Raw genomic sequence first — 24608 nt, forward strand, 5'->3', positions numbered from 1 at the left:
CGGCGACCACGGCGAGACCAGCTCCCCCGCGGCAGCGGCGACCAAGCTCAGAGAATAGGCAGAACCAGTGACCACTGAGACCCAGGATTCCGTCGTCAAGAACGGCGTGCACCACCATCAGTTCGACATCGTGATCGTCGGCGCCGGCGGCGCCGGCATGCGAGCGGCGATCGAGGCCGGCCCCGGCGCGAAGACCGCGGTGATCTCGAAGCTCTACCCCACCCGCTCCCACACGGGCGCGGCGCAGGGCGGCATGGCCGCGGCGCTCGCGAACGTCGAGGAGGACAGCTGGGAGTGGCACACCTTCGACACCGTCAAGGGCGGCGACTACCTCGTCGACCAGGACGCGGCGGAGATCCTCGCCAAGGAGGCCATCGACGCAGTCATCGACCTCGAGAACATGGGCCTGCCGTTCAACCGGACGCCCGAGGGCAAGATCGACCAGCGCCGCTTCGGCGGACACACGGCCGAGCACGGCAAGACGCCCGTTCGCCGGGCCTGCTACGCCGCCGACCGCACCGGCCACATGATCCTGCAGACGCTGTTCCAGAACTGCGTGAAGCTCGGCATCAACTTCTTCAACGAGTTCTACGTGCTCGACCTCATCACGGTGAAGGACGAGGCGGGCAAGACCGGCATCGCCGGCGTCGTCGCCTACGACCTGTCCACGGGCGAGCTGCACGTCTTCCACGCCAAGGCCGTGATCTTCGCGACCGGCGGCTTCGGCAAGATCTTCAAGACCACCTCGAACGCGCACACCCTGACCGGCGACGGCGTCGGGATCGTGTGGCGCAAGGGCCTGCCGCTCGAGGACCTGGAGTTCTTCCAGTTCCACCCGACCGGCCTGGCCGGCCTCGGCATCCTGCTCACCGAGGGCGCGCGCGGTGAAGGCGCGATCCTGCGCAATGCCTCGGGCGAGCGCTTCATGGAGCGCTACGCCCCCACGATCAAGGACCTCGCGCCGCGCGACATCGTCGCCCGCTGCATGGTGCAGGAGGTCGCGGAGGGCCGCGGCGCCGGCCCGCACAAGGACTACGTGCTGCTGGACTGCACGCACCTCGGTGCCGAGGTCCTGGAGACGAAGCTCCCCGACATCACGGAGTTCGCGCGCACCTACCTCGGCGTCGACCCGGTCGTCGAGCCGGTCCCCGTGATGCCGACGGCGCACTACGCCATGGGCGGCATCCCGACCAACAACAACGGCGAGGTGCTCGCCGACAACGACACGATCGTCCCGGGCCTGTACGCGGCCGGCGAGTGCGCGTGCGTGTCGGTGCACGGCGCGAACCGTCTCGGCACGAACTCCCTGCTCGACATCAACGTGTTCGGCAAGCGCAGCGGACGCAACGCCGTCGAGTACGTCAAGACCGCCGACTTCCTGCCCCTCCCCGAGGCCCCGGAGACCGCGGTCAAGGAGATGCTCGAGGGCCTGCGCAACAACGCCGGCACCGAGCGCATCGCAGTCCTGCGCAAGAAGCTCCAGGAGGAGATGGACAAGGGCGCGCAGGTGTTCCGCACGCACGAGTCCCTCGAGCACGTGCTCGGCGTGATCGCCGAGCTCCGCGAGCGCTACAAGAACGTGCACGTCGACGACAAGGGCAGCCGGTTCAACACCGACCTGCTCGAGGCCGTCGAGCTGGGCTTCCTCCTCGACATCGCCGAGGTCGTCGTCTACGCCGCGCAGAACCGCGAGGAGAGCCGCGGCGGTCACATGCGCGACGACTTCCCGAAGCGCGACGACGAGAACTACATGCAGCACACGATGGCGTACCTGACCGGCGACCCGCACTCGTCGACGCCGAGCGACCACATCAAGCTCGACTGGAAGCCGGTCGTGTTCACCAAGAACGAGCAGGGCGAGTTGAACTACCCGCCGATGGAGAGGAAGTACTGATGTCCGCCGTCGCCACGGAAACCGCCGCAGAGGCCGTCGTCGAAGACACGGGCGTGCAGTCCTTCCTCGTCACGTTCAACATCCGCCGGTTCGACCCCGAGGTCGACAGCGAGCCGCACTGGGTCGACTACGACGTGGAGCTGTACTCCACCGACCGCGTGCTCGACGCGCTGCACAAGATCAAGTGGGAGGTCGACGGATCCCTCACGTTCCGTCGCTCCTGTGCGCACGGCATCTGCGGATCCGACGCGATGCGCATCAACGGCCGCAACCGCCTCGCCTGCAAGACGCTGATCAAGGACCTGGACATCTCCAAGCCGATCTACGTCGAGGCGATCAAGGGCCTGCCGCTGGAGAAGGACCTCGTCGTAGACATGGATCCGTTCTTCGCGGCGTACCGCGAGGTGAAGCCGTTCCTGCTCGCGACCAGCGAGCCGGAGAAGGGCAAGGAGCGCGTGCAGTCGATCGCCGACCGCGCGATCTTCGACGACACCACCAAGTGCATCCTGTGCGCCGCGTGCACCTCGTCGTGCCCCGTGTTCTGGACCGACGGGCAGTACTTCGGCCCGGCCGCGATCGTGAACGCGCACCGCTTCATCTTCGACTCCCGCGACGACGCCGCCGACGTGCGCCTCGACATCCTCAACGACAAGGAGGGCGTGTGGCGCTGCCGCACAACCTTCAACTGCACCGAGGCATGCCCCCGCGGCATCGAGGTCACCAAGGCGATCGCCGAGGTCAAGCAGGCGGTCCTGCGCGGCCGTCCCTGAGCCGCCGGTCCCCGAGCCTGTCGAAGAGGCGCCACCCCTTGCGGGTGGCGCCTCTTCGCGTGTCAGCCGGTCGCTAGGGTGAGTGCGTGGCGGAATCCGATTCGGAGCTGAGAGCGCGACTCGAGGCGCCGATCGAGCGCGCCGCCGCGCTCACCCGCCGCACAATGCGGGCGTTCCCGATCCGGGTATGGCGCCGGTTCCTGCAGCGCAACGGATTCCTGCTCTCCGCGGGCATGAGCTACCAGGGCCTCTTCGCCGTGTTCGGGCTGCTCTACATCGCGTTCGCCTCGGCCGGTCTCTGGCTCGGCGGCAGCGAACGGGCGATCGCCCTCCTCACCGCGATCGCGAACAGCTACATCCCCGGCATCATCAGTGATCACGGCCTCGTCCACCCCGATGACGTGCAGTCGCTCGCCTCCGAAGCCAGCAGCGTGCTGAGCATCACGGGGCTCGTCGCCGCCGTCGTCGTCACGTGGACCGGGATCACCGCGGTGACCTTCACCCGGCGCGCCGTGCGCGACATCTTCGGGCTGCCTTACGACGGCCGCAGCTTCATGCTGCTGAAGCTGCGCGACGGCGTCGCCGGGATCCTGTTCGGTCTGGCGCTGCTGGTCGGATCGGTGCTCGGCTTCGCCGGGGTATGGGCGCTCCGGCAGGTGCTCGACCTGCTCGGCTGGCATCTCGGCGCCACCGCCTTCGACCTGCTCACCCGGACCGGGTCGGTCGTGGTCATGTTCGCGATCGATTCCGCGGCGATCGCACTGCTCGTGCGGTTCCTCACCGGCACCAGGCTCGCCTGGCGCACCATCCTCCCCGGAGCGATGCTCGGCGGCGGCGCGGTGGTGGTGCTGCAGCTCGGGGCCGGGCTGCTGCTCGCCCACACCCCGGGCAATCCGCTGCTGGCGACCTTCGCCGTGATCATCGCGATGCTGCTCTGGTGCCGCTGGGTGGCGGTCGTGATCCTGGTCGCCGCGGCGTGGATCGCGCTCACGGCCGAGGACCGCGACCAGCCCCTCCAGGAGGTCGACGAGGACGCCGCGCACCGCGCGGAGCTCGCGGCCCTCGTTCTGGCCGCCGAGGTGCGCGTGCGCCGGGCCGAGCAGGCGCACGACGCCGCACCGTGGTGGCGCCGTGCCGCGACGGCCCGCGCGGTGCGCGAGGCTCACGACGACTGGGGCGATGCGCTCGCCGAGCAGGCGGCGGCAGCGCCCGCTGATGACGAGGAGGGCCTGCTCGGGCTGCTGCTGGAGGGCCCGCGCCGCAGTGAACCGCGCACCGATGCGCCGACCGAAGCACGGCCGCGTCGTCGCACCCCGGACGTGGGAAGCGATGTCGGAGGCGCTCGTTAGGCTGGAGACCATGCCCCACCTGCGTATCGCCACGGTCAACGTCAACGGGATCCGCGCCGCGGTCCGCAACGGAATGCATGGCTGGCTCGACGCCGCCGACGTCGATGTCCTCACCCTGCAGGAGGTGCGCGCGCAGGACGAGCACCTGGAGCAGGCGTTCCCCGGCTGGTCGATCCTGCACGACGAAGCCACGGCGAAGGGCCGCGCCGGCGTCGCCGTGCTCAGCCGGATCCCGGCGACCGCATCGCGGACTGCGCTCGGACCCGAGGATTTCGACTCGAAGGGCCGCTGGCTCGAGGCCGACTTCGATCTCGGTGGCGTCCCGCTCACGGTCGTCAGCGCCTACGTGCACAGCGGTGAGGCGGACACCCCCAAGCAGGACGAGAAGTGGAAGTTCCTCGACGCGATGACCACGCGCATGGGCGAGCTGGGTGCAGACGACGCCCTCTCGCTCGTCACGGGCGATCTCAACGTCGGGCATCGGCCCCTCGACATCCTGAACTGGAAGGGCAACGTCAAGAAGGCCGGCTTCCTCGCGCGCGAGCGTGCGTACTTCGACCGTTTCCTCGGCGCCGCGGGGGAACCTGCGATCGGTCAGGAGGGCATCGGCCGGGGAATGGTGGGCCAGCTCAGCGACACGCGCCCCTTCGTGGCGGAGGGCGACGGCAAGGGCCTCGGCTGGGTCGATGTGGGACGCGTCGCTGCGGGCGAGGTCGCCGGCCCGTACACCTGGTGGACGATGCGCGGCCAGGCCTTCGACAACGACTCCGGCTGGCGCATCGACTACCACCTCGCCACGGCACCTCTCGCGGCACGGGCGACGAACTACCGCGTCGCACGCGCCGCCACCTACGCCGAGCGCTGGAGCGACCACACTCCGGTCATCGTCGACTACACGTACTGAGCTGCCGCCCGGTGCCTCGCCGCGCTGTCGTCGAGGCACCGAACGCACGGTCGGGCGCTCGATCCCGTCCCCATAGGATTGTTCTGTGACGAAACCCCGCCTCTACTCCGGAATGCAGCCCTCCGCCGACTCCCTCCAGGCCGGCAACTACATCGGGGCGCTGCTGCAGTGGCGGGACCTGCAGAACTCCTACGACGCGTTCTTCTCCGTGGTCGACCTGCACGCGCTGACCCAGCCGAACGACCCGGCGGAGCTGCGGGAGAAGACCCGCCGCACCGCCGCCCAGTACATCGCGGCGGGGATCGAGCCGTCGAAGTCGACGCTGTACGTGCAGTCGCATGTGCGCGCGCATGCCGAGCTCGCCTGGATCCTGTCGACCATTACCGGGTTCGGCGAGGCCGGTCGCATGACCCAGTTCAAGGACAAGTCGGCACGGTACGGCACCGACGCGACCTCGGTCGGCCTGTTCACGTACCCGGTGCTGATGGCCGCCGACATCCTGCTCTACCAGACGGATGTCGTGCCGGTGGGCGACGATCAGAAGCAGCACGTCGAGCTGACCCGCGACCTCGCGGAGCGGTTCAACGCGCGCTACGGCGAGACGTTCGTGGTGCCGATCCCGGTGATCCAGAAGGACACCGCGCGCATCTACGACCTGCAGAGCCCCACCTCGAAGATGTCGAAGTCGGCCGAGTCGGACGCCGGCGTGCTGTGGCTGCTGGACGACCCGGCCAAGTCGGCGAAGAAGATCATGCGCGCCGTGACCGACAACGAAGGATCCGTCCGGTACGACCGCGAGGACAAGCCCGGCGTCTCCAACCTGCTGACGATCTACGCAGCCCTCACCGGCCGTCAGATCGCGTCCATCGAGGACGAGTACGCGGGCCGCGGCTATGGCGACTTCAAGAAGGGGCTCGCCGAGGTCGTCGTGAACGAGTTCGGCCCGGTGCGCGACCGCGCGAACGAGCTGCTCGCGGATCCCGCCGAGCTGGACCGGATCCTCGCCGCCAACGCCGCCCGCGCCGACGAAGTCGCCGACCGGACCCTCGCCCAGGTGTACGACAAGGTCGGCCTGCTCCGCCGAGTCTGAGTCGGCGGTCGGGCGGGTGCTCGGCGGTGTTCGGCGTGCTTCGGCGTGCCGAACTCAGTCGATCCGGTGCTGCGCCGGCGCGTTCTGCGATCGGGCCCCGAGATCGACTGAGTTCGTGACGCTGCGGCGGCGTGCCGGTCGGAAGCCGCGCATGCCCCGCAGCGCCGCCACCACGCCCTCTCGGTCGTACATGATGTCCTCGGCGATCAGTCGCAGCACGCAGAGTCCCTGCGCCGCCGCCTGGCGGTCCCGCGCGTAGTCGCGGCGCCGCTGCGCCCAGTCCTCGTGATGCGCCCGGGAGTCGCACTCGACCACGAGCCAGCCGTCGAGCAGCAGATCCACCCGGCCGAAGTCGAACAGCACCTGCACGGCGACATCGAACCCCAGCGCGCGGGCGGCGATGCGCACGAGCGTCTCCGGTCCGGACTCCGCCCGCCCGTCCACGAGGCGACGGAGCACGCGCGTGCGCCGGGGGGCGAGCTCGAAGACCTCGTCGAGCCCGTCGAGGTCGATCAGCCCCTGATGCAGGGCGCTGTCCAGCGACGCCACGGCGTCCCGCGGTTCCTGGCAGGCGAGCGATTGCGCGAGTGCATCGACGAGGGGGACGGCGAGGTCGTTCCAGGGCGCGGAGCACGCCCGCCAGTGCCGGACGATCAGTGCCGAGGGGAGAGCGTGATGCGAGGAGTGCGGCGTCATCTGCAGGTGCAGCGGATGCCGTTCGCGGACGAAGACGCCGGCGAGCGCGAGCGCACTCACGCAGTCGGCCCGCCCGCCGAACCGTCCCGCCTCGAGCGCGAACTCCGGGCAGCGCGCCGTCGTGTACTGCCCCTGTCGCAGCCGGATCAGCGTCCCATACTGCACCGCCTGCGCGATCATCCTGCCGGTATACCCCTGGGCGCGCAGTTCGAAGGTCCTGAATCGCTGGTCGATCATCCCCCGAGGGTGGCCGTTCGCGAGTTGCCATGGGCTCTCGCCGCCGGAATCTGTGAAGACTGCGGATTCTGCCGCGCCTGTGCAGGACGATGCGGACGGCGTCGCCAGTTCCGGGCTCGGGCACTCGCCGTTCCGAACTCAGTCGATCGCGCACCGGATGACCTCGTCGATCGGTTCTGCGGCGGGATCGACTGAGTTTCGCACGCACGTGGACGATCCGGGCCGGGCGGCGGGCCTAGGCTGAACCGATGGAACCGGTCGAGCTGCGCACACCTCGCCTGGTCCTGCGCGCCCCGACCTCCGCCGACGTCGAAGCGATCTCGGAGGCGTGCCAGGACCCGGAGATCCCGCGCTGGACCACTGTGCCGAGCCCCTACGGTCGCGCGGACGCCGAAGACTACGTCCGGCTCGTCGGTGAGTGGTGGGAGGACGGATCCCAGACGGTGTGGGCGGCGTACGCCAACGGCACGCTGATCGCGTCGATCGGACTGCATCACATCGTCGAGCACCCGACGGGCGGCGACGCCGAGCTCGGCTACTGGGTGGCCGCGCCTGCGCGCGGACGCGGATACCTCACCGAGGCCGCTCGCGCCGTGATCGACTGGGGATTCGCCGAGCTGGGTCTCGCCCGAATCCGGTGGCGCGCCGTGGTCGGCAACGTGCCGTCGGCGCGGAGCGCCCGGGCGCTCGGGTTCCGCTACGAAGGCCTCCTGCGGCAGGGACTGTCGGGGCCGCGAGGCCGGGACGACGGATGGAGCGGCGCGCTGCTGCGCAGCGACGACCGCGCTCCCGTGGACTGGCCGATCGACCTCGGCTGAGCCCTCCCCTGAGCGTTCGGCGGCCGTCATCCGGACCGCCCTGCCCGGATGTCGCACGGGGGTGGCAGGATGATCCCATGCCGGAGATGCCTGAGGTGCAGGGGCTGGTCGACTTCCTCGCGGAGCGCGCGGTCGGGCTCACCATCACCCGCGCCTCGGTGTCGGCGATCGCGGCGCTGAAGACCTTCGACCCGCCCGTGACCGCACTGGCGGGGTCACAGATCGACGGTGCAGCACGCCACGGGAAATTCGTGGATCTGACGCTGAAGAGCGACACCGAACCGCACCTACACCTCGTCTTCCACCTCGCCAAGGCCGGATGGCTGCGCTGGTACGACGCCCTCCCCACCACGCTGATCCGCCCGGGCAAGTCGCCGATCGCGTTGCGGATCGCGTTCGACGACGGCAGCGGCTTCGACCTCACCGAGGCGGGCACGAAGAAGTCCCTCGCCGTGTACGTCGTCCGCTATCCGGCCGACGTTCCCGGCATCGCACGACTGGGGCCTGACCCGTTGGATCCGTCCTTCACCCGCGACGTGTTCGCGGCGCTGCTCGAGGGCCGGCGCACGCAGATCAAAGGTCTGCTGCGGGACCAGGCGGTGATCGGCGGCATCGGCAACGCCTACTCGGACGAGATCCTGCACGCCGCCAGGATGTCGCCCTACGCGCCCGCCGGTGGTCTAAATGAGGCAGAGGTCACCGGGCTGTACGACGCGATGCAGTCGACGTTGCGTGAGGCAGTGGCAGAGGCGAGCGGCAAGCCGCCAGCCGAACTCAAGGACGCGAAACGACGAGGGATGCAGGTGCACGCCCGCAGGGGGGAACCCTGCCCGGTGTGCGGCGACACGGTGCGCAGTGTGTTCTTCGCCGACCGATCGCTGGAGTACTGCCCCACCTGCCAGACCGGCGGCAAGGTGCTCGCGGACCGTCGGCTGTCACGGCTGCTGAAGTGAGCCGGAACGACATGGGGCGTCACAGATGCATCCGCCGGAATGAAACCGGCATCCGCGCGTTGACTAAGCTGAGAGCAACACAACGTGCTCCGGGGTCGGTGAGAATCCGAACCGGCGGTGACAGTCCGCGAACCGAGGATCCGACACGGATCCGAGGCCGATCCGGCGCAATTCCGGGACCGACGGTGATGCGAGCGAAGGCTCGCGAGTCCGGATGAGAGGCAGCACGCACGATCGACGTGCGCCCCGACCCCGGTGATCTGGACCAGGATGAAGAAGGCGACATGACGGCGACAGCGGCGGAGCGGGCGGCGATGACGCACGCGCTCGAGATCGCGCGCCGCGGCCCGCGCGGGCTGAACCCGCAGGTCGGCGCCGTGATCCTCTCCCCCACCGGCGACGTGCTCGCCGAGGGCTGGCACCGTGGCGCGGGAACCCCGCACGCCGAGGTCGATGCGCTCTCGAAGCTCGCGCCGGCCGAGCTCCGCGGCGCGACCGCCGTGGTGACGCTCGAACCGTGCAATCACACCGGCCGCACCGGTCCGTGCGCCCAGGCACTCATCGACGCCGGCGTGGCCCGCGTCGTCTACGCGCTCGACGATCCTGGCGTGCGATCCGGCGGCGGCGCGGAGCGGATGCGCGCCGCCGGCCTCGACGTCGTCGCCGGTGAGCAGGCCGACGCCGCCGAGGCTCTGATCGGCGACTGGCTCACGGTGCAGCGCCTCGGCCGTCCGCATGTGACGGTGAAGTGGGCGCAGAGCCTGGACGGCCGCGCCGCCGCGGCGGACGGATCCAGCCAATGGATCACCGGCCCCGCGGCCCGCGCCGACGTGCACCGCCGTCGTGCCGCGGCCGACGCGATCATCGTGGGCACCGGCACGGTGCTGGCCGACGACCCTGCCCTCACCGCCCGCGACGGCGATGCCCTGCTCCCCCGCCAGCCCGTCCCCGTGGTCATCGGCGCGAGGGAGACTCCCGCCGAGGCCGCCGTGCGCCGCCATCCGCACGCGCCGCTGTTCTACACCGAGCACGACCTCACGGCGATCCTCGCGGATCTCCGCGATCGTGGGATCCAGCGCGTCTTCGTGGAAGGCGGGCCGACCCTGGCCAGTGCGTTCCTCGCCGAAGGGCTGATGGACGAGGTCCTGGCCTACCTGGCCCCCGTGCTGATCGGCGGACCGAAGCTGGCCCTCGGCGACATCGGCGTGTCCTCGATCGGTGAAGCCCGGCGCCTGGTCGTCGATGAGTGGCTGCCGCTCGGCCCGGATCTGCTGGCGATCGCCCGGCCGGCCGCCGCCCAGGCGGCCGCCGCCGCCGACGAAGCCGCCGAAAACGACGCGACGGTGAACGCCGTCCCCGCAGACGAGAACACCTCCCGGAACGACCCCTCCCGGAGCGAAGGAGAAGCCTGATGTTCACCGGAATCATCGAGGAGATCGGCGAGATCACTGCGATCACGCCCGCCGGCGACGGCTGGCGCCTGACCGTGCGCGCCCCGAAGGCCGCGTCCGACGCGGTGCACGGCGAGTCCATCGCCGTGAGCGGCGTGTGCCTCACCGTGGTCGGATCCACCTCCGACACCTTCGACACCGACGTCATGAAGCAGACGCTCGATGTCGCCGCGATCGGCGGCGCGACGGTGGGCACGCGGGTGAACATCGAGAAGGCGATGCCGGTCGGCGCCCGCCTCGGCGGCCACATCGTGCAGGGCCACGTCGACGGCGTCGGTGAAGTGCTCGAGGTGCGGCCCGGTGCACAGTGGAGCGTGCTGCGCATCTCGCTGCCGCACGACCTCGCCCCGCTCGTCGTGGACAAGGGATCCATCTCGGTCGACGGCACATCGCTGACCGTGAGCGCAGTCAGCGAGCCCCCTTCGACAGGCTCAGGGACCGATTCAACCCCACAGGACTGGTTCGAGGTTTCGCTCATCCCCGAGACCCTCGCGGCGACCACGCTCGGATCCCGCGCCGTCGGCGACCGGGTGAACCTGGAGACCGACATCCTCGCCCGGCACGTCGAGCGGCTGCTCGCGTTCCGTGCCGCAGACGCCGGCGCCGACCGCGCCGCCACACCGGAAGGAGGCTCGCGATGAGCCTTTCCACGATCGCCGAGGCGCTGGAGTCGCTCCGCGCCGGCCGCCCCGTGCTCGTCGCGGATGACGAGAACCGCGAGAACGAAGGCGACGTCATCCTCTCGGCCGAGCTCGCGACCCCCGAGTGGATCGCATGGACCGTGCGCTGGACCTCCGGGTACCTGTGCGCACCCATGCCCGCCGACATCGCCGACGCGCTGAACCTGCCCCCGATGGTCGAGGCCAACGAGGACGCGCGCAGCACCGCGTACACGATCAGCGTCGACGCAGCCTCCGGCGTCACCACCGGCATCAGCGCCGCCGACCGTGCCCGCACTTTGAACGTGCTGGCCGACGCGGCGTCCCTGCCGAACGACCTCATCCGTCCGGGGCACGTGCTGCCCCTGCGTGCGGTCGACGGCGGGGTGCGCCAGCGCGGCGGACACACCGAGGCGGCCGTCGAGCTGATGCGGCTGGCCGGTCTGCGCCCGGTCGGCGCGATCGCTGAGGTCGTCGCCGAGGACGGCAGCATGATGCGTCTGCCCGGACTGATGGAGCTCGGCGAGCGCGACGGGATCCCCGTGATCACGATCGAGCAGCTGATCGCGCATCTCAACGAGGTCGACCCACGGGACGAGGCCGACTGCGTCGCCAACAACACCCGTCGCCGGGTGAGCCTGCGCGCCGACGCCACCGTGCCCACGACGCACGGCGTGTTCCGTTTCCTCGCCTACAAGGACCGCATCACCGGCACCGACCACATCGCGGTCGTCTCAGGCGAGCCGACGGAGACGGCGCTGGTGCGGGTGCACTCGGAGTGCCTGACGGGCGAGGCGTTCGGATCCCTCAAGTGCGAATGCGGCCCGCAGCTGGAGGCGGCCCTCGACGCGATCGAGCAGGAGGGTGGCATCGTCATCTACATGCGAGGCCACGAGGGACGCGGCATCGGCCTGATCAACAAGCTGCGCGCGTACGCCCTGCAGGAGGAGGGCCTCGACACGGTCGATGCCAACCTCGCGCTGGGCCTCCCCGCCGACGCCCGCGACTACGCCGCGGCGGCCGGGATCCTCACCGACCTCGGTGTGAGGAAGGTGCGCCTTCTGACGAACAACACGGACAAGGTCGCGCAGCTGCGCGAACTGGGGCTCGATGTCATCGAGCAGGTGCCGCTGATCGTCGGAGTCGGCCCCAACAACCACCAGTACCTCGAGACCAAGCGCGACCGCATGGGCCACATCATCGGCGAGTCCGAGCTCGCCGCCGCCCTGGCCGCCAATGGTGCGGAGAACGGAAGGGACGACGAATGAGCGGCGCAGGAGCACCCACCACCGGCGGAATCGACGCGACCGGGCTCAATGTCGTGATCGTCGCCGGCACCTGGCACGAGACGATCACGGACGGCCTCATCGCGGGTGCCCAGCGCGTGCTCGAGGAGACAGGGGCGAACCACCGTCTGGTGCGCGTCCCCGGTTCGTTCGAGCTGGCCGTGGCCGCGCAGGCCGCCTTCGCGGGCGGTGCGGACGCGGTGGTCGCGCTCGGCGTGATCATCCGCGGCGGCACCCCGCACTTCGAGTACGTCTCGGCGGCCACCACTGATGGCCTCACCCGGGTCGCGCTCGACGCCGGCAAGCCCGTCGGCTTCGGCGTGCTGACGCTGGACGATGAGCAGCAGGGCCTGGAGCGTGCCGGCCTCGAGGACTCGAAGGAGGACAAGGGCGCAGAGGCGGCCGACGCCGCCTTGCGCACCGCTCAGGTCATCCGGTCGTTGCGGGGCTGATCGCCGCGACACGGAACGCCCACGGCGTCCACACTCGGACGACTGCTCCGGCTGAACGCGCGATGAGGTGCGCCTTCCTGGTGCCGGAGCGATCCCAGGCCTAGCCTGAGGTCATGGAAACCCTGCGCCACATCGTGCTGTTCGTCCATCTGATCGGCTTCGCGACACTGTTCGGCGCGTGGGCCGTGCAGGCCTTCGGCGGCAAGAAGCAGATGACCGGCCTCATGAACACCGGTCTCGCGATCGCCGGCGTCGCCGGGCTCGTGCTCGCCGCCCCGTGGGGACTGCCCGAGGGCGCGAGCATGAACTACGCCAAGATCGGCACCAAGCTCGTGATCCTGCTGATCATCGGCGCGTTGATCGGCATCGGCTCGGCCCGGCAGAAGCGCGGCCAGGCCGTCCCGCCGGCGATGTTCTGGCTCGTCGGCATCCTGACCGCCGCGAACGCCGGCATCGCCGCCATCTGGTGACGCCGCGCTGACCTCTCCCCTCCATGGGGTTGTAGAGCGCGGGATCCGACGCGCGTCGCCGTCACACTCCGCCGTGCTCGCGTGTCCACCTGTGGATTCGCTGAACGCCAGGCGTAGACTCCCCCGTGCTCGTCGCACGGCTGGGGACCCGACGAGCGCATTCGACGCACCGACCGGAGGACTGCATGAGCACCGCCACGACCGCACCCGCCAACCCCCGATCGCGGGTGATCCTCGCGAGCCTCATCGGCACGACGATCGAGTTCTACGACTTCTACGTCTACGCGACCGCCGCGGTGCTCGTCTTCCCGATCCTGTTCTTCCCGACCGGCAACGACACGACCGCGTTGCTCGCCTCGTTCGGCGTGTTCGGCGCCGCGATGATCGCGCGCCCCATCGGCGCCATGGTGTTCGGCCACTTCGGCGATCGGTACGGGCGCAAAGCCACCCTCGTCGCCTCTCTGCTCACGATGGGCATCGCCACCTTCCTCATCGGCCTGCTGCCGACGTTTCAGCAGATCAACTGGTGGGCGGCGCTGCTGCTGCTGATCCTGCGCCTGGCGCAGGGCTTCGCGCTGGGCGGCGAGTGGTCGGGGGCTGCGCTGGTCGCCACCGAGAACGCCCCCGAGGGAAAGCGCGCCTGGTACGGATCCTTCCCCCAGCTCGGCGCCCCGCTCGGCTTCATCATCGCGAACGGCCTGTTCCTGACCATCAATGCGCTGCTGCCGCACGCCTCCGACCCGACGCTGAAGTCGGAGGCATTCCTCAGCTGGGGCTGGCGCGTGCCGTTCCTGTTCTCCGCCGTGATGGTGATCATCGGGCTGTGGGTGCGTCTCAAGCTCGTGGAGTCGGAGACCTTCAAGCGCGCCGAGGACAAGGGCACGATCCGCAAGCTGCCGCTCGCCACGGTGTTCCGTCATCACTGGAAGCACCTCATCCTCGGCACCTTCGTGATGCTCGCCACGTATGTGCTGTTCTACCTGATGACGAACTTCACCCTCTCGTTCGGCACCAAGCCGTGGTCGGTGGAGATCGCGTCCGCCGCGGCGCAGAAGGCCGCAGAGGCGAAGGGCGCCCCGTTCGACCCCGCCGCGTTCGCGGCGCAGTTCTACCCCGGCCAGGGCTTCGGCTACACCGACTTCGTGGTGATGCAGATCATCGGCGTCGTCTTCTTCGGAATCTTCACACTGCTCTCCGGCCCCTGGGCCGATCGGATCGGCCGCCGCAAACTGCTGATCTGGACGACGATCGCGATCATCCTGTTCGGCTTCACGTTCCCGCTGTTCCTCGGACAGCACGCCGGCGAGCCGTTCGCCGTGGTGCTGACCCAGTCGTTCCTGATCCTCGGCTTCCTGCTCATGGGCACGACATTCGGCCCGATGGGCGCCTTGCTGCCCGAGCTGTTCCCCACCAACGTGCGCTACACGGGCTCGGCGGTCGCGTACAACGTGTCGTCCATCCTCGGCGCCGCCGTGGCCCCGCTCATCGCGGTGTGGCTGTGGCAGCTCGCGGACGGCTCGCCCGTCCTGGTCGGCATCTACCTGTCGTCGATGGCGGTGCTCACCCTCATCGCGCTGATCCTGATCCCCGAGACCAAGGACCACGCCTACGAGGACGATCTGGGCGTGCCCACTCTCCCTTGATCCGGCACTCGCCCGTGCGCGGCGCTGCATCATTTCCCTTGATGCAGCGCCGCGTATCTGTGTATTGGCGTGATTCGAATCCGCGCGCTTGACTGAGACCACCACCCGAAGAAGGCTCCCGTCGCATCTCGCGATCGGGGCAGCGAGGATCAGCCATGGCTCGGACAGAGGAGTCCCCGATGAGCGTTGAGATCGCCACATCCGCGATTCGTACCCAGAACTTCCGAAAGACGCTGGGACGACTGGACATCGTCCTGCTGTCGATCAGCGCGATCATCGCGATCGACACCGTCGCGCAGATCGCGGCCGGCGGCGGCGCGGAGGCGTTCACCTGGACCCTCGTGATCGGCATCACGTTCCTGCTGCCGTACGCGCTCGTGGTCGCCGAGCTCGGCAGCGCCTTCCACGAGGAGGGCGGCCCGTTCGTATGGGTGCGCCTCGCGTACGGCAAGCTCGCCGCGGCGATCTCGACGATGTTCTACTGGATCACCAACCCGCTGTGGATGGGCGGGTCGCTCGTGTTCATCTCCGCGGCGACCTGGAACGCCTACATCTCCCCGCTGCCGGATGGATCGCCGGTCGACCTGCTGTTCAAGGTCGCGTTCATCTGGATCGCGATCGCAACCGCGATCGTCGGCCTGCAGTACGGCAAGCACATCGTCGCCGCGGGCGGCATCGTCAAGGTCGCGCTGCTCGTGATCTTCGTCGTCACGGTGGTCGTCTACGCGGCGAAGAACGGCGTGCACGGCTACGCGGTGGGCGACTTCTCCCCCACCGTCGGCGGCTTCCTCGCCGTCACGCCGGTGATCCTGTTCGCTGTCGTCGGCTTCGAGGCCCCGAACGGCGCCGCCGAGGAGATGCGCGACCCGCAGAAGGACGTCCCCCGTGCCGTCGCCACCTCGGGCCTGGTCTCGATCCTGTGCTACCTCGTGCCGATCTTCGCGATCCTCGCGGTGCTGCCCGCCGAGAAGGTGCAGGGTGCGAGCGGCCTGCTGGACGCGTTCAAGGAGGTCTTCACCGTCTACGGCGCCGCGTCCGGACCGCTGATGTTCATCGCCGCGCTGCTGTTCGTGTTCGTCGTGCTGACCCAGGCCAGCGCCTGGATGATCGCCTCCGATCGGGTGCAGGCCGCGGCCGGCGCCGACGGCGCGTTCTTCCGCTACTTCGGGAAGTTCTCCCCGCGCCTCGGCACCCCGGTGCGGATGAATCTGCTCTCCGGCATCATCGCGACCGTCTTCTGCGTCGCCGCGACCCTGTTGCTGAAGGGCGGCAGCGCCGACGTCTTCACGGTCGTGCTGACGGTCGCGATCTCGACGCTGCTGCTGTCCTACCTGGTGATCTTCCCGACCGTCATCGCGCTGCGGAAGAAGTACCCGGACGTGCATCGTCCGTTCCGCGTCCCGGGCGGACGTGCGGGGCTGTGGGTCTGCACGGTCGTGATCTACGCCTGGGTCGTGCTCGGCTCCTGGGTCGCCGTGTTCCCCGGCACCCTCGAGGGAGTGCTCGGCGTGAAGTACGACTTCGTCGACACCTGGGGTGTGGACCGCGGCACGTTCGAGACCTTCACGATCGGCACCCTCGTCGTGATCACCGTGCTCGCCGTCGTCGGCTACCTGTACGAGCGGCGCCGCCCCGGATACGCTCCCGAGGACCCGGCCACCGCATCCGCGGCTGATCTCGAAGCCGTCGCCGCCCAGGCCCGCGAAGCCTGACCGAAGAGGTCGGACGCGCCGACCCCTGCAGACCAGAACCGTCGCCCCGAGCCCGCCGCGGCTCGCCCCGAAGGAGATACCGTGAGCACCCCTCTGAACACCCCGCCGGCACACCCGCTGGATCCGCTGAGCGCCGCCGAGATCACCGCGGCGCGCGACCACCTGGTCGCCGAGGGCCGCCTCGGCGAGACCGTGCGGGTTGCGTACCTCTCACTCCACGAGCCGGCCAAGGCCGCGCTCCGCGCCGGTGGAGCGACTCCGCGCGAGGCGCGCGCGATCCTGCTCGACACGGCCACGGGCGCGACCAGTGATGTTCTGATCGACCTCGGCACCGCGAGCACGCTCTCGGCGGTCGATGTCGACCCGGCGCTGACCGGCCAGGCTCCCGTGCTGATCGAGGAGTTCGAGGCGATCGAGGGGATCCTGAAAGCCGATCCGGGCTGGCAGGCAGCCCTCGCCTCCCGCGGACTCACGCCGGACGGCGTGCGCGTCGCACCGCTGAGCGCGGGCATCTTCGACTACGACGGCGAGGAGGGCAAGCGCCTGCTCCGCGGACTCGCGTTCGTGCAGCGCGACGAGCACGACTACGCCTGGGGCCACCCGGTCGACCAGCTGGTCGCGTTCGTCGACATGATCGAGCGCAAAGTCGTCCGGATCATCGACGACGGCCCGAGCGACGACCCGCTGACGAACGGCAACTTCGAGAGCCCGGAGCTCACCGGCGCGCTCCGCACCGACCTCAAGCCGCTGCACATCGTGCAGCCCGAGGGGCCGAGCTTCACGCTCGAGGGCAACGTGCTGCGCTGGCAGAAGTGGGACCTGCACGTGGGCTTCGACGCCCGCGAGGGACTGATCCTCGGCCAGATCGGCTTCGACGACCACGGTGTGCGCCGCTCCATCGTCGAGCGCGCCTCGATCGCCGAGATGGTCGTTCCCTACGGAGATCCGGCTCCCTACCGCTCCTGGCAGAACTACTTCGACACCGGCGAGTACCTCGTCGGACGCGACGCGAACTCGCTCGAGCTCGGCTGCGACTGCCTCGGCGAGATCACCTACCTCTCCCCCGTCGTCGCGGACGACTTCGGCAACCCGCGGGAGATCTCCCAGGGCATCTGCATCCATGAGGAGGACTTCGGCCTGCTCTGGAAGCACACCGACGAGTGGGCGCAGCACCGCTCCTCGCGGCGGCAGCGTCGCCTCGTGGTGAGCTTCTTCACGACCGTCGGCAACTACGACTATGGCTTCTATTGGTACTTCTACCTGGACGGCACGATCCAGTTCGAGGCCAAGGCCACGGGCATCGTGTTCACCGCGCGCTACCCCGGCGAGGGCTACCCGTACGCATCTCAGATCGCGCCGGGCCTCGCCGCACCGTTCCACCAGCACCTGTTCTGCGCGCGGCTCGACATGTCGGTCGACGGCGAGAGCAACGCCGTGCACGAGCTCGACCTGAAGCGCGTTCCGCAGGGCGAGGGCAACCCGCACGGCAATGCGTTCAGCCGCTCCCGTCGCGTGATCGGGCGAGAGTCCGAGGGGCGCCTGCGCGCGGACGGATCGCTCGGCCGAGTGTGGGAGATCGTCAACACCGAGAAGCACAACCACGTCGGCGAGCCCGTCGCGTACACGCTGTTCCCCGAGGGTCAGCCGACCCTGGCGGCGGCCGACGGATCCTCGATCAGCAAGCGCGCGGCCTTCGCGACCGAGCACCTCTGGGTCACCCGCTACGCGGAGGGCGAGCGCTACCCCGCCGGCGACTTCGTGAACCAGAGCGTCGGATCCCCCGGCCTCCCGGAATACCAGAAGGCGGACCGCGGGATCGACGGCGAGGACATCGTGCTCTGGCACAGCTTCGGCCTGACGCACTTCCCGCGCACCGAGGACTGGCCGATCATGCCGGTGGACTACACCGGCTTCACGCTCAAGCCGACCGGCTTCTTCGACCAGAACCCGGCGCTCGACGTGCCGCCGTCGCCGAGCGGCCACGCCTGCGCGCACTGCGCCGAGGGCGAGTGCCACTGCTGACGGACGAACCTCAGCCCGCGAGCCTCACGCTGTGCCGAAGAGCTCGCGGGCCAGGGCTGCCACGGCGCGCGTCCTGGCCGTCGGCCGCACCCGCGCCACGCGGGCGAAGCACACCTCGAGGGCAGGCGCATCCCCCGCGATCCGGAGCGCCCGCAACTCTCCCCCGTCGTACGTGAGCGGCGCGAGCGGCACCTGGTTCAGTATCGAGTAGCCGTGCCCGCGGGCGACCAGGGAGCGCACGGTCTCGTAGCTGTGCGAGCTGTACCGCACTCGCGGAATCACGCCCGCGCCCTCCAGCATCCCCAGGAAGTACTCGCGCGACTGCGCCAGATCCAGCAGCACCAGCTCGGAGTCGGCGAGTTCGGTGAGCGCGACCTCCTCACGCGTCGCGAGAGGATGATCGGCCGCGAGGATCACGTGCGGCGGCGCGGAGAACAGCGGATCGAACGCAAGGTCGTGCACCCGGCCGAAGTCATAGACGATCCCGCCCTCGACCGCGCCGGACAGCAGCAGGTCGGTGGTGCCCTCCATGTCGGCCTCGATGATCTCGATCCGCAGCTCCGGATGCTCCTGCTCGACGCGGGAGATCAGCCGTGGCAGCACGAACGGCGCGAGCGTGACGAAGCACGCCAGCCGCAGCGTGCCGCGCACCTGGTGGTGATGTCCGCGGGCGGTGTCGGTCATCTCCTCGACCTGGGCGAGCACCGACTGCGCGTCATGCAGCAGCTGCTCCCCTGCCTCCGTCAGCGCGAGCCCCTTGCTGCGCTGCCGCACGAACAACTGCACGCCGAGCGAGCGCTCGAGCTGCGCGATCGCGGTCGACACGGCGGACTGAGCGACGTGCAGGTCGATCGATGCCTCGGTCATCGAGCGATGCATCGCCGCCGTGACGAAGTACCTCAGCTGGACGAGGGTCATGTCGGCGCTCTGCAGTCGGGCCATGGCGAAAGAGTATCAACAGATCAGATGCAGGTCTTCGAATCTGTGAAGTGTACAGATGCCGCTCTCCTCGGGAGCATGGAGGAGCAGCAGTACCCGAGGCAGTAGAGGAACGGCGCAGTGGAGGAACGGATGTCGCACGAAGACGTGGAGGTGCTGGTCGTCGGCGCCGGCCAGGCGGGCATCGCGATGAGCGAGCACCTGAGTCGGGCGGGCGTGCCGCACCTCGTCGTGGAACGGGATCGGGTCGCGGAGCGCTGGCGCTCCTGGCGGTGGGACTCGCTGGTCGCCAACGGCCCGGCCTGGCACGACCGCTTCCCCGGCCTGGAGTTCGACGTGGATCCGGACGCCTTCGCGGGCAAGGAGCAGGTCGCCGAGTATCTCGTTGCGTACGCCGAGAAGTTCCACGCACCGATCCGCACGGGTGTCGAGGTGCACAGCGTGCGCCGGCACGTGAACCGCCCCGGCTTCCGGGTGGAGACGGACGAGGGCACGATCGACGCCCGCTACGTGGTCGCCGCGACCGGGCCGTTCCAGCGTCCGATCATCCCAGCCGTCGTGCCGGACGACGCGGGGATCCACCAGATCCACTCCAACCAGTACCGCAACCCGGCGCAGCTGCCGGAGGGCGCCGTGCTCGTGGTCGGCGCTGGATCCTCGGGCGTGCAGATCGCCGATGAGCTGCGCCGTTCGGGCCGCGAGGTCTACCTCGCGGTGGGCCCGCACGACCGGCCGCCACGGCGCTACCGCGGCCGCGACTTCTGCTGGTGGCTGGGCGTGCTCGGCAAGTGGGACATGGCCGCTCCGCCCGTGGGCGCGGAGCACGTCACGATCGCCGTGAGCGGCGCGCGCGGTGGGCACACCGTCGACTTCCGCGCGCTGGCCGCGACCGGGGTCACGCTGCTCGGCCGCGCCGGCGCCTACGAGGACGGCGTGCTCGCCATCGCGCCCGATCTGCGCGCCAACATCGCCGCGGGAGACGCGAATTACCTCTCGGTGCTCGACGAAGCCGACGCCTACGTGCTGCGCAACGGGCTGGACCTGCCGGAGGAGCCCGAGGCGCATGTGATCGGACCGGATCCGGAGAGCCTCACGCACCCGATCCTCTCGCTCGACCTGAAGGACGCCGGCATCACCTCGATCGTGTGGGCCACCGGCTTCGCGCTGGACTACTCCTGGCTGCAGATCGACCCTGAGGCCTTCGACGAGCGCGGTCGGCCGATCCACCAGCGCGGCGTCTCCGCGGAGCCCGGGATCTACTTCCTCGGCCTGCCCTGGCAGTCCCGCCGCGGCTCCAGCTTCCTCTGGGGCGTGTGGCACGACGCGCGCTACATCGCCGACCAGATCGGCATCCAGCGCGGCTATGCGGCCTACCCCGCCGCGACCGGCGCCACCGCCAGCGCCCAGGCCGACGTCACCCGGTCCGTCCCCACCCTCGCACAGACAGGAGTCGCATGATGCCCACGCACACCCGCATCCGCCCGTTCAACACCAAGGTCACCTACCCCGAGCAGAACCTCGACAACGACCTCTGCCAGGCAGTCGTCGCGAACGGCGTCGTGTACCTGCGCGGCCAGATCGGTCAGGATCTGGAGACCCGCGAGTCGGTCGGGATCGGCGACGTCGAGGCGCAGGCCGAGAAGGCGATGGCGAACATCGCGATGCTGCTGGAAGAGGCCGGATCCTCCCTCGACGACATCGTCAAGGTCGTCGTCTACCTCATCGACCCGCGCTACCGGGAGACCGTCTACCGCGTGATGGGTCGCTGGCTCACCGGCGTCTTCCCGGTCTCGACCGGCCTCGTGGTGAGCGCGCTGGCCCGCCCGGAGTGGCTGGTCGAAATCGACGCGACCGCCGTGATCAGCAGCGCGGCCGATCGTGGGCCCGCCGACGACGACGAGGCGGCGCGATGACGTTCTCGATCGTCGCGCGCGACGAGACCGGCGCCTTCGGATCCGCGATCTCGTCGTCCTCCCCCGCTGTCGCCGCGCGCTGCGTGCACCTGGCCGACGGCGTCGGCGCGGTGAACTCGCAGAACATCACGGATCCGCGCCTCGGCCCGATCCTGCTCGCCGCGCTGCGCGACGGTACTTCGGCCGATGAGGCGCTCGATACCGTGACCGCCTCGACCCCGCACATCTCGTTCCGCCAGCTGCTCGTCGTGGACGCACAGGGGCGCTCGGCCGTGTACTCGGGCGAGCGCGCGCTCGGCAACGTCGGCGCGGCTCGAGGTCCCGGAGTGGCGGCGGGCGGCAACATGCTCGCGTCGACCAGCATCCCGCAGCTCATGGTCGACGCCTTCGCCGCCGCCGAGGGCGATCTCGAGCGGCGCCTGCTCGCGGCCATGCAGGTCGCGGTCGCCGCGGGCGGCGAAGAGGGCCCCGTGCACTCCGCCGGCCTCTCGGTCGTGCGCGACGCCGGCTGGCGCGTCACCGACCTGCGGGTCGACTGGACCGAGGGCGACCCGATCGCCGAGCTCGGCGCCCTGCTCGAGGTGTGGCTGCCGCAGCGGGACGACTACGTCACGCGCGGGATCGACCCTTCCGCCGCCCCGAGCTACGGAGTGCCCGGCGATGAGTGAGCTCAACGCCGCGACCGACGTCGCCGCGCTCAAGGCCGCCGCGGACGCGAGCGTCGCCGCGGCCGCCACAGACCTGATCCGCCTCTCCGAGACGCTGCACGCGAACCCGGAGACGGCCTGGCAGGAGCACCGCGCCGCCGGCTGGGTCGGCGAGGCGCTGACCGCGGCCGGCTTCCAGGTCACTCCGGCGTATCTGGGTCTGGAGACGGCCCTGCTCGCCGAGACCGGATCCGGCCCCACGGTGATCGGGATCATGGCCGAGTACGACGCACTGCCCGGGCTCGGGCACGCATGCGGCCACAACCTCATCGCCGCCGGTGCCGTGGGCGCCGGGCTCGCGCTCGCGCCGCTCGCCGACGAGCTCGGCCTCACCGTACGCGTCTACGGCACCCCCGCGGAGGAGGGCGGCGGCGGCAAGATCGAGCTGATCGAGGCCGGCGCGTTCCGGGACCTCGACCTCGCGATGATGGTGCACCCCGCGCCCGTCGATGTCGCCGAGGCTCGGCCGTTCGCGGTCTCGCACAGCCACATCGCCTACGACGGGGTGTCGGCGCACGCCGCCGCCTATCCGGATCAGGGCGTCAACGCGAACGACGCGTTCCTCGTCGCACAGGTCGCGATCGGGCTGCTCCGCCAGCAGCTGCCTGCCGACACCCGTGTGCACGGCGTGCAGACGGTCGGCGGCCACGCCCCGAACGCGATCCCGGAGCGCACCGAGGGCCGCTGGTACGTGCGCGCGAACTCGCTCGCGGAGCTGGAGGTCCTCGAGGAGCGCGTGAACCGCTGCTTCGAGGCCGGGGCGCTCGCCTCGGGCGCCACCCTGCGCGTCACGCCCGAGAGCAAGCCGTACTCCGAGTTCCGCACCGACGACCGCGCCCTCGCGTTCTATCGGGCCAACGCGATCGCACGCGGGCGCGTGTTCGCGGATCCGGAGGTCGCCGGGCGGATGAACCGGGCGTCCACCGACATGGGCAACGTGTCCCAGCTCGTCCCCGCGATCCACCCGTACATCGGGGTCGGCTCGCTGCCGTACGGCAACCACCAGAAGGAGTTCGCCGCCGCGTGCGTCGGCCCCGTCGCGGAGAAGGCGCTGCTCGACGCCGCGGTCCTCATGGCGTGGACCGTGATCGACGTCGTCGCCGCCCGCGCGGGCGCTCCGATCCCCGAGAATGCTCTGAAGGAGAGTGCCTCATGACCCCCATCGACTGGACCGCACGCAGCCGCGCGCTCGCGATCGACGGCCGTGCCGTGATCGACGGACGCCGCGTCGACGCGTCGGACGCTGCGACGATCGCGGTGCAGAGCCCCGGATCACTCGCGCACCTCGCCGATCTCGCCGCCGGCACAGCGGACGACGTCGACCGCGGGGTCGCAATCGCCCGGCGCGCGTTCGAGGAGGGCTCGTGGAGCCGGCGCAGCGCCGCCGACCGCGGCCGGGCGCTGATCCGTCTCGCCGACCTGATCATGGCGAACCTCGAGGAGCTCGCACTGCTCGAGACCCTCGACTCCGGCAAGCCGATCGCACAGACACTGACCGTCGACGTGCCCGGCACCGCCGAGACGTTCCGCTGGTACGGCGAGCTGGCCGACAAGCGGTTCGACGAGATCCCGGCCACCCCACCCGGCTCGACCGCGCTCGTCCAGCGCGTGCCGCTCGGCGTGGTCGGCGCGATCACGCCGTGGAACTACCCTCTCGAGATCGCCGCGTGGAAGCTCGCGCCGGCGCTCGCGAGCGGAAACAGTGTCGTTCACAAGCCCGCGACGGAGACCTCGCTGACCGCACTGCGGCTCGCGGATCTGGCGCTCGAGGCGGGGATCCCCGCGGGTGTGCTCAATGTCGTGCCGGGGCGCGGATCCGTCGTCGGCGAGCGCATCGCGCTGCACCCGGACATCGATGTGCTCGCCTTCACCGGCTCGACGGCCGTCGCCAAGCGCCTCATGGTGAGCGCCGGGAACTCGAACATGAAGCGGATCGCACTCGAGGCCGGCGGGAAGAGCTCGAACCTCGTGTTCGCGGATGCCGACCTCGAGGCCGCGGCCGCGAAGGCCGCGTTCGGCGCGTTCTACAACCAGGGCCAGGTGTGCTCCGCGAACTCGCGGATCCTGGTGCAGCGGTCGGTGCACGACGAGTTCGTCGCCCTGCTCGCCGCCGCCGCACGGGGCTACGCTCCCAGCGACCCGCTTGCGGGCAGCGATGGGAACGGCAGTCTGATCAGCCGCGCGCACGCCGACGAGGTCTCCGCCGCGATCGCCCAGGCGGCTGCGGACGGCGACCTGGTCGCAGGTGGCGATCGCGTGACGATCACCGGATCCGACGCGTACCTCAACCCCGCGATCGTCACCGGCCTCGGCGCGGACCATGACCTGCACCACGTCGAGGTGTTCGGCCCACTCGTGGCGGTACTCGGTTTCGACGACGAGGACGAAGCGGTCCGCCTCGCGAACGACACCGAGTACGGCCTCGCGGCCTCGCTGTGGACGACCGACTTCGGCCGCGCGCACCGGGTCTCGGAGCGGCTCGTCGCCGGCACCGTCTCGGTCAACACGGTCGATGCGCTGGGCCTCACGACGCCGTTCGGCGGGTTCCGGCAGTCGGGCTTCGGCCGAGACCTGTCGCGGCATGCGCTGGACAACTACACCGACTGGAAGACGACCTGGTTCCAGCACGGATGAGAAGGACGA

22 protein-coding genes and 1 riboswitch are annotated in these 24608 nt (G+C 70.1%); of the genes, 20 read left to right on the forward strand and 2 right to left on the reverse strand.

The features are described 5' to 3' along the window. Nucleotides 1-67: 67 nt before the first annotated feature. The 5 genes from sdhA (at nucleotide 68) to trpS (ending at nucleotide 6007) form a co-directional block, all read left to right on the forward strand. The gene (gene sdhA / locus ACTJI8_RS10320) at nucleotides 68-1894 is read left to right on the forward strand and encodes a succinate dehydrogenase flavoprotein subunit (RefSeq protein WP_440733346.1); all 1827 of its coding nucleotides are present in this window, start codon (nucleotides 68-70) and stop codon (nucleotides 1892-1894) included. Then, nucleotides 1894-2664 (forward strand): succinate dehydrogenase iron-sulfur subunit, encoded by a 771-nt coding sequence (locus ACTJI8_RS10325; RefSeq protein ID WP_440733347.1) that lies wholly within the window; start codon nucleotides 1894-1896, stop codon nucleotides 2662-2664. Before sdhA ends, ACTJI8_RS10325 begins: the two co-directional genes overlap by 1 nt. Before the next feature lie 86 nt (nucleotides 2665-2750). After that, complete coding sequence (locus ACTJI8_RS10330) at nucleotides 2751-4013, forward strand: YihY/virulence factor BrkB family protein (protein WP_440733348.1); 1263 nt, start codon at nucleotides 2751-2753, stop codon at nucleotides 4011-4013. A gap of 10 nt (nucleotides 4014-4023) precedes the next feature. Beyond that, on the forward strand, nucleotides 4024-4917 hold the full coding sequence (locus ACTJI8_RS10335) for an exodeoxyribonuclease III (RefSeq protein WP_440733349.1): 894 nt from the start codon (nucleotides 4024-4026) through the stop codon (nucleotides 4915-4917). Between the two features lie 85 nt (nucleotides 4918-5002). Next, a complete protein-coding gene (gene trpS, locus ACTJI8_RS10340; protein ID WP_440733350.1) occupies nucleotides 5003-6007 on the forward strand; it encodes a tryptophan--tRNA ligase in 1005 nt (334 codons plus the stop codon). 54 nt (nucleotides 6008-6061) lie between these two features. Here trpS and ACTJI8_RS10345 read toward each other — a convergent pair whose 3' ends face one another. Beyond that, complete coding sequence (locus ACTJI8_RS10345) at nucleotides 6062-6940, reverse strand: endonuclease domain-containing protein (protein WP_440733351.1); 879 nt, start codon at nucleotides 6938-6940, stop codon at nucleotides 6062-6064. 248 nt (nucleotides 6941-7188) lie between these two features. Between ACTJI8_RS10345 and ACTJI8_RS10350 the strand changes: the two genes are divergently transcribed. The 10 genes from ACTJI8_RS10350 (at nucleotide 7189) to ACTJI8_RS10395 (ending at nucleotide 18406) form a co-directional block, all read left to right on the forward strand. Further along, nucleotides 7189-7758, forward strand: a complete 570-nt coding sequence (locus ACTJI8_RS10350) for a GNAT family N-acetyltransferase (RefSeq protein WP_440733352.1) — start codon at nucleotides 7189-7191, stop codon at nucleotides 7756-7758. A gap of 77 nt (nucleotides 7759-7835) precedes the next feature. Beyond that, on the forward strand, nucleotides 7836-8711 hold the full coding sequence (locus ACTJI8_RS10355) for an Fpg/Nei family DNA glycosylase (RefSeq protein ID WP_440733353.1): 876 nt from the start codon (nucleotides 7836-7838) through the stop codon (nucleotides 8709-8711). A gap of 81 nt (nucleotides 8712-8792) precedes the next feature. Continuing rightward, a riboswitch (FMN riboswitch) is annotated at nucleotides 8793-8942 on the forward strand. A 53-nt stretch (nucleotides 8943-8995) separates the two neighbouring features. Further along, nucleotides 8996-10123, forward strand: coding sequence for a bifunctional diaminohydroxyphosphoribosylaminopyrimidine deaminase/5-amino-6-(5-phosphoribosylamino)uracil reductase RibD (ribD, locus tag ACTJI8_RS10360; protein ID WP_440733354.1), 1128 nt, complete (start codon nucleotides 8996-8998; stop codon nucleotides 10121-10123). Next, nucleotides 10123-10803: a riboflavin synthase gene (locus ACTJI8_RS10365; protein WP_440733355.1), complete on the forward strand. Its 681-nt coding sequence runs from the start codon at nucleotides 10123-10125 to the stop codon at nucleotides 10801-10803. Before ribD ends, ACTJI8_RS10365 begins: the two co-directional genes overlap by 1 nt. Further along, nucleotides 10800-12089, forward strand: a complete 1290-nt coding sequence (ribA, locus tag ACTJI8_RS10370) for a GTP cyclohydrolase II (protein WP_440733356.1) — start codon at nucleotides 10800-10802, stop codon at nucleotides 12087-12089. The genes ACTJI8_RS10365 and ribA overlap by 4 nt, the downstream gene beginning before the upstream one ends. Further along, entirely contained in the window at nucleotides 12086-12559 is a 474-nt protein-coding gene (gene ribH / locus ACTJI8_RS10375; protein WP_440733357.1) for a 6,7-dimethyl-8-ribityllumazine synthase, read from the forward strand. The genes ribA and ribH overlap by 4 nt, the downstream gene beginning before the upstream one ends. A gap of 113 nt (nucleotides 12560-12672) precedes the next feature. After that, a complete protein-coding gene (locus tag ACTJI8_RS10380) occupies nucleotides 12673-13029 on the forward strand; it encodes a Fe-S protein (protein ID WP_440733358.1) in 357 nt (118 codons plus the stop codon). Nucleotides 13030-13214: 185 nt separating this feature from the next. Next, nucleotides 13215-14672 carry an MFS transporter gene (locus ACTJI8_RS10385; RefSeq protein ID WP_440733359.1) on the forward strand — a complete coding sequence of 486 codons (1458 nt, stop codon included), beginning with the start codon at nucleotides 13215-13217 and terminating at the stop codon, nucleotides 14670-14672. A 179-nt stretch (nucleotides 14673-14851) separates the two neighbouring features. Then, nucleotides 14852-16384 carry an APC family permease gene (locus ACTJI8_RS10390; protein WP_440733360.1) on the forward strand — a complete coding sequence of 511 codons (1533 nt, stop codon included), beginning with the start codon at nucleotides 14852-14854 and terminating at the stop codon, nucleotides 16382-16384. A gap of 81 nt (nucleotides 16385-16465) precedes the next feature. After that, nucleotides 16466-18406 (forward strand): primary-amine oxidase, encoded by a 1941-nt coding sequence (locus ACTJI8_RS10395; protein WP_440733361.1) that lies wholly within the window; start codon nucleotides 16466-16468, stop codon nucleotides 18404-18406. 24 nt (nucleotides 18407-18430) lie between these two features. Here ACTJI8_RS10395 and ACTJI8_RS10400 read toward each other — a convergent pair whose 3' ends face one another. After that, nucleotides 18431-19348, reverse strand: coding sequence for a LysR substrate-binding domain-containing protein (locus ACTJI8_RS10400; RefSeq protein ID WP_440733362.1), 918 nt, complete (start codon nucleotides 19346-19348; stop codon nucleotides 18431-18433). Between the two features lie 129 nt (nucleotides 19349-19477). On the opposite strand from ACTJI8_RS10400, the gene ACTJI8_RS10405 reads away from it, so the two are divergent. Genes ACTJI8_RS10405 through ACTJI8_RS10425 form a run of 5 tightly spaced genes read left to right on the forward strand, consistent with a single transcriptional unit; the run spans nucleotide 19478 to nucleotide 24599 of the window. After that, nucleotides 19478-20803, forward strand: coding sequence for a flavin-containing monooxygenase (locus ACTJI8_RS10405; protein ID WP_440733363.1), 1326 nt, complete (start codon nucleotides 19478-19480; stop codon nucleotides 20801-20803). Then, entirely contained in the window at nucleotides 20803-21258 is a 456-nt protein-coding gene (locus tag ACTJI8_RS10410; protein ID WP_440733364.1) for a RidA family protein, read from the forward strand. The genes ACTJI8_RS10405 and ACTJI8_RS10410 overlap by 1 nt, the downstream gene beginning before the upstream one ends. Continuing rightward, nucleotides 21255-21926 carry a DUF1028 domain-containing protein gene (locus ACTJI8_RS10415; protein ID WP_440733365.1) on the forward strand — a complete coding sequence of 224 codons (672 nt, stop codon included), beginning with the start codon at nucleotides 21255-21257 and terminating at the stop codon, nucleotides 21924-21926. Before ACTJI8_RS10410 ends, ACTJI8_RS10415 begins: the two co-directional genes overlap by 4 nt. After that, nucleotides 21919-23121, forward strand: a complete 1203-nt coding sequence (locus ACTJI8_RS10420; RefSeq protein ID WP_440733366.1) for an amidohydrolase — start codon at nucleotides 21919-21921, stop codon at nucleotides 23119-23121. The genes ACTJI8_RS10415 and ACTJI8_RS10420 overlap by 8 nt, the downstream gene beginning before the upstream one ends. After that, entirely contained in the window at nucleotides 23118-24599 is a 1482-nt protein-coding gene (locus tag ACTJI8_RS10425) for an aldehyde dehydrogenase family protein (RefSeq protein WP_440733367.1), read from the forward strand. The genes ACTJI8_RS10420 and ACTJI8_RS10425 overlap by 4 nt, the downstream gene beginning before the upstream one ends. Nucleotides 24600-24608: the final 9 nt, after the last annotated feature.

It is taken from the genome of Microbacterium sp. 22303 (genome assembly GCF_052045265.1).
Classification (GTDB): Bacteria; Actinomycetota; Actinomycetes; order Actinomycetales; family Microbacteriaceae; genus Microbacterium.